Origin of the sequence: Pseudoalteromonas sp. TB25 (assembly GCF_000497995.1) — a bacterium.
In the GTDB taxonomy this organism is placed as follows: domain Bacteria; phylum Pseudomonadota; class Gammaproteobacteria; order Enterobacterales; family Alteromonadaceae; genus Pseudoalteromonas; species Pseudoalteromonas distincta.
The window spans coordinates 1-6,373 of the sequence record NZ_AUTI01000085.1 but is presented as its reverse complement, the minus strand read 5'-3'; the positions used below and the strand labels follow the sequence as shown (position 1 = coordinate 6,373).

The window sequence follows — 6,373 nt, the reverse complement described above, 5'->3', positions numbered from 1 at the left end:
GGCTTGTTTAAACTCAGGGCTTTTCCATGCATTAATCTCACCAGCACGCTCTATTATATCATCGCCTAAAATATCAGTAATTTCAGTCATGATAGGCCCGTTAGGTCCATCAGGCATACTGGCAGTAATAATGGATGGCATGCCCACGGTTTTTGCTAATGAACACAACCCCTTGATATTTTGTGTCATCAAATGCGGATCTTGGTCTCTACAACTAACCAATAAGCCTGTTTGATGGTCTATCATTGCCAAAACGGCGTTATCTATAGTTAGCATTTCAGTAAACTTATTCATTTCTTTCTCCTGATGGTTTGTAATTATTGATGTACGACTATCATGTTAAGTGGCGTAATTGCTTTTACTTCAGCATCAATGCTTCGAATTAGGTCGCCGTCTTGAACAGCCTGTCTGTCATTGGCTTCAGTAAATTCAGCGCTTCCATCTGTTACGTATACCAAAGACTCATTTGGTAATTGAATGCTTTTGCCGACATCAAGTTTTATGATGTCGATAATTGTCGAGCTATTGAATGTGTCGGACTGCTCTTTGCTCCCCCCATAGATGCGTGTTACACCTTGAGCTTTTGGCGAGTAATATTTGTAACCCGCTGGTTGGCCCTTCTCTTCAGGCAATGCCCATAGTTGTATCATTCGATTTCTTTGGCTGTCGGGGTTGATTTCATTATGCGAAAAGCCCTCTCCACCAGCCCGCTGCACCTGCACATCTCCCTTTTCAAGACCTTGACCGTTTTCCAACGATCCTTCGTGGCTAACTTGACCATCAATCATCACCGAAATTACATCAATCTCCATATGCGAATGCATACCTGTTTCACCATGTGGGTTAAACTGTGCATCAGCCAAATAAACAAAATTGCCTAAGCCTTCTGATGTTTCAGGTGATTTGCGTTGCCCAAAAAGCTGTGTGTCTGTCACTAATCGATGTTCGCGTAAACCTGCAAAACCTCCCAAAGTGAGGGTGTTTTTTGAAAGTATATGCATTTCATACTCCTGTCATATCAGTTAATAAAGTAATCATAGGCGCTATTTACTGTTTTATATATAAGGGCTTTTTGATAAGATAATTCCACTTTCAACAACAATTAGAAATTATATGAATTATGATGTGGATGACCTGTTAGTTTTCCTTGCAGTGGTTGAGGCTGGTAGTTTTACTGTTGGTGCTAAACGTTTAGGCATACCTAAAGCTAATGTTAGTCGCAAGGTATCTCGGTTGGAGCAAAAATTAGGGGTGACACTGCTTGAAAGGTCAACACGCTCACAAAATTTAACAGAGGTAGGTACACGCTTTCTAACACATTGCAAACGCATTCGTGAGGAAATCGATTTAGCTGATGCTACCGTTTCTGAAATACTTCACAGTTATAAAGGCACGATAAGAATTGGCGCATCGGTGACTATAGGTCAGCAAATCATCAAACCGGTTATCTCTTCATTTTTACGTAAATACCCCGATATCAATATAGAACTAAGTTTAGCTAATCACCAAGTTGATCTTATTGAAGAGGGCTTTGATCTTTTAATTCGGATTGGTGACTTAGATGATTCACGTTTAATTGGTAAACGATTAGGAAGTGCTCAAAGAAAATTCTATGCAAGCCCTTCCTATTTAAAGCTTAACAATGAGCCCAAAGAAATTGGTGAGCTGTGTAATCATCACTTATTGTTAATGCGTATGCTTGGTAGCGATAATAAGGTAGAGCTTATATCAAAGGAAAAAAAAGAAATAGTTCAGCTAAATCCAAGGCTTGCTGTTGATGATTTTTCTGTCGTAAAGCAGGCGACTATTGACGGTGAAGGTATTGCACTCTTACCCAGCTATATGTGTAAAAAAGCAATCAGCAATGCAGAATTAATCAACATCCTTCCCAAATGGGGTATGAGTGATATCGATGTTTATGTGCTATATCCAAAGCATCGCGCAAAGATACCTAAAGTGAAAGCTTTTCTTAACTTTACAACAGATACTTTTTTAAAAAAATTATCACGCTGAAGGACTGCTTTGACAGTACATTTTTCTTTGAAGGTATCATTACTGAGTGATGGTTATGTGCTGAGCTGACGCTCATAAACTTAGTCACTTTTTATATACGTTTCTCAACTTTCCAAGGAAAATTTAAGCGGTTTTCACCTGCCCAGTAAAGTTGGATTTTATTACCAGGCGGATCTTTAAGTATTGCTTCTTTCCACAGGTACCGTTGCTCTGTCGGCTGTTGTTCAAACTGAAAACCTTTTTTTGTCAACTCAGTACACAGTTCATCAAGTTTTTCATGCTCGAAGTAAATCACAGAACTGTTTTCAAATTCACTGGATTCGAGTGGTAAGGAAAAAGTAGAATTCCCATCTGGGAAAGAAAACTTGTGTAATGGGGCGGATCGACAATTTGAGTGAAGCCGAGTTTTAGATAAAAGTTAGCAGCAACATCCATATCTTTTACTGGTAAGGTAACCTGGTTAAATTTCATTCAAACTCCTAGCGTATAACTTTTCAATAACGAGCGCAAACACCAAAGCCGCCCTGCGTGTATGCGTCCCTGTGAACGTAGTGAGCGAGCTTATTAAGTTGTTATGCATGTTTATATACAGAGTGAGTTGTGTTTTTAAAACAGTGTAAGGCGATAAAGGCCCCTAAAGTTAAACTAGCCACACTGCACAAATAATTTAAGCCATAGATTATCGTTTACATTCGGCTCTCACTGTCGAGAAAAACATAACACGAGGAAATTATGTAAAGTAAAGCTATAACAGAGCTCCCAATTTTATAGGAAATCTTTGACGTGTTAAAAGCAGCGAACAGCAATGCTACTGAAAAAAACACACTTGAAAATGCTCCGATGTAATAAGCTGAATCTTGGAATTGATAACCTAATTCTTCATTTTGTAACATGACAAAAGGGGATATGAAACCGGTTAATTCGGCTAGAATTGGTCCACTAAATAGTCCAAAAATTAAAATTTTAAGAGCACGGATCACTACACCTCCTTCTAAATGTATAACAACTTTATCAGAGGACACCTCCCTATTTTAGCGCGAAGACATCCTTATTTTGTGAACTTATATTAATAGCAAATAGTGTAAGTTATTACCAGTTATAAGTATTATGCTTATTTAAACATGTGAAAAAGGGAAAGTATTCTTTTATTATTACGAAGACAATTACAACCCACCTGAATGTCTGGTTATCGCTCAAGGCTGCCTATAGTTACTCTGTTTTATCTTTAAACTCACACAAGTCTTCAATAATACAGCTGCCACATTTAGGTTTACGTGCTACGCAGGTGTAGCGCCCGTGTAGTATTAGCCAATGGTGAACGTCTACTTTAAATTCTTTTGGTACAACCTTTTCAAGCTTTTGTTCTACAGCGACAACATCTTTACCCATGGCAAGCTTGGTACGGTTAGATACACGAAATATATGTGTATCCACGGCTATTACAGGCCAGCCAAAGGCTGTGTTGAGTACAACATTAGCGGTTTTACGGCCAACGCCTGGTAGGGCTTCTAGGGCTTCACGATTTTCTGGCACGATGCTGTTATGTTCATCTACCAATATTTGGCACATTTTGTACACGTTGGCAGCTTTAGAGTTAAATAAGCCGATGGTTTTTATATAATCACGCAGTGTATCGTGACCTAAATCTAAAATGGCTTGTGGTGTATTAGCAACAGGGAACAACTTTCGAGTGGCTTTATTAACGCCTACATCAGTTGCTTGTGCTGAGAGTGTTACTGCTACGAGTAACTCAAACGGGCTTGAATATTCAAGCTCTGTAACTGGGTGCGGGTTATCGTCGCGCAGGCGCGACAGTATTTGGTGACGTTTTTCTTTATTCATGCAACTTAAAACGTATTAGTGCTAATTGTTGCTCTAATACGTTTTCCCCTTAAGTTAAGCTAGTAACACGTGCTCGAGGGCCTTTTTCAGCCTCTGGCGGTGCAACTTGTTTTGATTTTATTTGTGCGTCAATTACGTTTTTTGCAGCAATAAGTAGCCCAAGCCCTAAAAAGGCACCCGGTGGTAAAATTGCCAGTAAAAATTGATTATCAAAATTAAATACTTCTATGCGCATGCTCTGTGCCCATGGGCCAAGTAATAAATCGGCTCCGTCAAACAGTGTACCTTGGCCAATTAATTCGCGCATAGCTCCTAACACTAACAATACAGCCATAAAGCCTAAGCCCATCATTAAGCCGTCAAATGCTGATAAATGAACAGGATTTTTAGAGGCGTATGCTTCGGCGCGGCCAATAATGGCGCAGTTAGTTACAATCAACGGGATAAAAATTCCCAATGATTGATATAAACCAAAGGTATAAGCGTTCATAAGTAATTGAACTATTGTTACAAAGCCCGCGATGATCATTACAAATACAGGTATACGGATATCTTTTGGCACCCAGTTACGCACAATCGATACGGTAACATTTGAGCCTATTAGTACGAGTAAAGTTGCTAAGCCTAAACCTAAGGCATTTGTTACAGTTGAGGTAACGGCAAGTAAAGGGCATAAACCTAAAAGCTGTACAAGGGCAGGGTTATTTACCCATACACCTTCTTTGTATAATGTTTTTAACTCACTCATTTAGCTACCTCCATACATTCGGCATTAGGTGCTGCAAAAATATCATCAAAATTAGTTTGTGCGAACAATACGGCATTTTTAACAGAGCCCACAACAGCACGTGGTGTTATGGTCGCGCCTGTAAATTGATCAAACTGGCCGCCATCTTTTTTAACAGCCCAGCGAGCGTCTTCTTCGCCTTCAACCGTTAAGCTTTTAAATGTTGTGATCCAAATTGATTTTTTAACTTCTACTTTGTCGCCTAAACCAGGAGTTTCTTCGTGTTTAGTCGTACGCACGCCAGCAATAGTGCCATCACTCAATACAGCTGTTAATAAGTTAATATCGCCACTGTAGCCGTTTGGCGTAACATGCCTAATAACAACAGCGACTGGTTTATTGTTTTTACGAGCACGGTAAATTACTTGGTTTGCGTGTGGGCCTAGTTTTTCGTCAGTAATAATTACGCAATCTTGTGATAATTGATTGTCGTACGATTTTGGGTCGAGCACTTCTTGTAGCTGCGCAGTAAGTTGCAGTTGTTCTTGCTCTGCAATTTTATCGGCAGTAAGCGCGTTGATAGAGGCAACTAAGCCCGTTGTTGCTAACGCAAACGCAGTTAAAATAGCACCATTTTTAGCCATTGACGAAATGATCATTTTACTGCTCCATGGCCATAAGTACGTGGCTGTGTGTAGTAGTCTATTAGCGGGACTGCAATATTAATCAGTAATACGCTAAATGCGATAGCATCAGGAAAACCACCAAAGGTACGAATTAAATAAATTAGTAAGCCAATTAGTGCGCCATAAATTAAGCGCCCTTTGTTAGTTGTTGCTGCAGATACCGGATCGGTCGCTATAAAAAAGGCTCCCATCATAGTGGCACCACTTAATAAGTGAAATAGGGTGCCCGGCTCTGTACCAGGTGATGCGATATATCCAATAGCACTACATACAGCTAAAGTTGCGATAAAACTGACAGGAATATGCCAGTTAATTATTTTTGCTTTTAGTAAGTATAAACCACCCACTAAATAGCCTAAATTAACCCATGCCCAACCAAGGCCAGCCCATTCGTTAAATATTGGCTTTTGCATGCTCTCGGTAACGGTTAAACCGTGGGCTATGTCTGTTTTAACAGTATCCAGTGGTGTTGCCATTGTTAGGCCATCAACCCCTGCGCGTACTTGATCTAGGCTAAACCCAGAGGCCGTAAAATCGGTAAATATTAGCCTTAGCTGATCAGCAAAGCCTATTGGCGTATTTATTAAATCAGTGACAGGCAACCATGCGGTCATTTGTACCGGAAACGAAACTAAAAGCAGTACATAAGCCGCCATTGCTGGATTGAATAAGTTAAACCCGAGGCCGCCATAAAGCTGTTTAACTATAACAATAGAAAATAAACAGCCAATAACGATTATCCACCAAGGGGCAAGTGGAGGGATACTCAATGCCAATAACACGGCAGTAAGCCACGCACTGCCATCACTTAATGCAGGCCAAACAGGGCGCTTTCGTATTAGCATTATTGCAGCTTCAAATACGCTTACAACAACAAGCGCTAGTACCAGTTGAATAAGGACACCTGTTCCAAAAAAGAAAACTTGAGCAATTAGCCCAGGAATACACGCAGCAATAACGCTAAGCATTAATCGCGTTAACGATTTATGGCTGTGATTATGCGGCGAACTGGCCATGGTTAATTTCATGACTGATTATTTCCTTCTTTTTGTAACTTTTTAGCTTTTGCTCTCGCAATTGCAGCAGCCACGGCGGCTTTTTTCTT

General features: G+C 40.1%; 6 protein-coding genes and 2 pseudogenes. 1 reads left to right on the top strand and 7 read right to left on the bottom strand.

The window, feature by feature from the left end:
- Both L652_RS0101730 and L652_RS0101725 read right to left on the bottom strand, forming a co-directional pair.
- A pseudogene (locus L652_RS0101730) lies at positions 1-294 on the bottom strand (hydrolase); the annotation flags it as partial.
- A 23-nt stretch (positions 295-317) separates the two neighbouring features.
- Entirely contained in the window at positions 318-1,001 is a 684-nt protein-coding gene (locus L652_RS0101725) for a pirin family protein (RefSeq protein WP_024595478.1), read from the bottom strand.
- A gap of 112 nt (positions 1,002-1,113) precedes the next feature.
- Here L652_RS0101725 and L652_RS0101720 point away from each other — a divergent pair, with 112 nt between their 5' ends.
- Entirely contained in the window at positions 1,114-2,013 is a 900-nt protein-coding gene (locus tag L652_RS0101720) for a LysR family transcriptional regulator (protein WP_024595477.1), read from the top strand.
- 91 nt (positions 2,014-2,104) lie between these two features.
- On the opposite strand, the pseudogene L652_RS01000000123160 reads toward L652_RS0101720, so the two are convergent.
- From L652_RS01000000123160 to rsxD, 5 genes and pseudogenes are all read right to left on the bottom strand, one after another.
- A pseudogene (locus L652_RS01000000123160) lies at positions 2,105-2,448 on the bottom strand (VOC family protein).
- 774 nt (positions 2,449-3,222) lie between these two features.
- Complete coding sequence (gene nth, locus L652_RS0101705; RefSeq protein ID WP_024595475.1) at positions 3,223-3,855, bottom strand: endonuclease III; 633 nt, start codon at positions 3,853-3,855, stop codon at positions 3,223-3,225.
- 49 nt (positions 3,856-3,904) lie between these two features.
- Positions 3,905-4,603 carry an electron transport complex subunit E gene (locus L652_RS0101700; protein WP_024595474.1) on the bottom strand — a complete coding sequence of 233 codons (699 nt, stop codon included), beginning with the start codon at positions 4,601-4,603 and terminating at the stop codon, positions 3,905-3,907.
- Positions 4,600-5,241, bottom strand: a complete 642-nt coding sequence (gene rsxG, locus L652_RS0101695) for an electron transport complex subunit RsxG (protein WP_024595473.1) — start codon at positions 5,239-5,241, stop codon at positions 4,600-4,602. The genes L652_RS0101700 and rsxG overlap by 4 nt, the downstream gene beginning before the upstream one ends.
- Positions 5,238-6,296 carry an electron transport complex subunit RsxD gene (gene rsxD, locus L652_RS0101690; protein WP_024595472.1) on the bottom strand — a complete coding sequence of 353 codons (1,059 nt, stop codon included), beginning with the start codon at positions 6,294-6,296 and terminating at the stop codon, positions 5,238-5,240. Before rsxD ends, rsxG begins: the two co-directional genes overlap by 4 nt.
- Positions 6,297-6,373: the final 77 nt, after the last annotated feature.

Coding starts and splice junctions, on each gene's coding strand:
- L652_RS0101725 (WP_024595478.1), bottom strand. CDS start 1,001: ATGCATATACTTTCAAAAAACACCCTCACTTTGGGAGGTTTTGCAGGT.
- L652_RS0101720 (WP_024595477.1), top strand. CDS start 1,114: ATGAATTATGATGTGGATGACCTGTTAGTTTTCCTTGCAGTGGTTGAG.
- nth (WP_024595475.1), bottom strand. CDS start 3,855: ATGAATAAAGAAAAACGTCACCAAATACTGTCGCGCCTGCGCGACGAT.
- L652_RS0101700 (WP_024595474.1), bottom strand. CDS start 4,603: ATGAGTGAGTTAAAAACATTATACAAAGAAGGTGTATGGGTAAATAAC.
- rsxG (WP_024595473.1), bottom strand. CDS start 5,241: ATGATCATTTCGTCAATGGCTAAAAATGGTGCTATTTTAACTGCGTTT.
- rsxD (WP_024595472.1), bottom strand. CDS start 6,296: ATGAAATTAACCATGGCCAGTTCGCCGCATAATCACAGCCATAAATCG.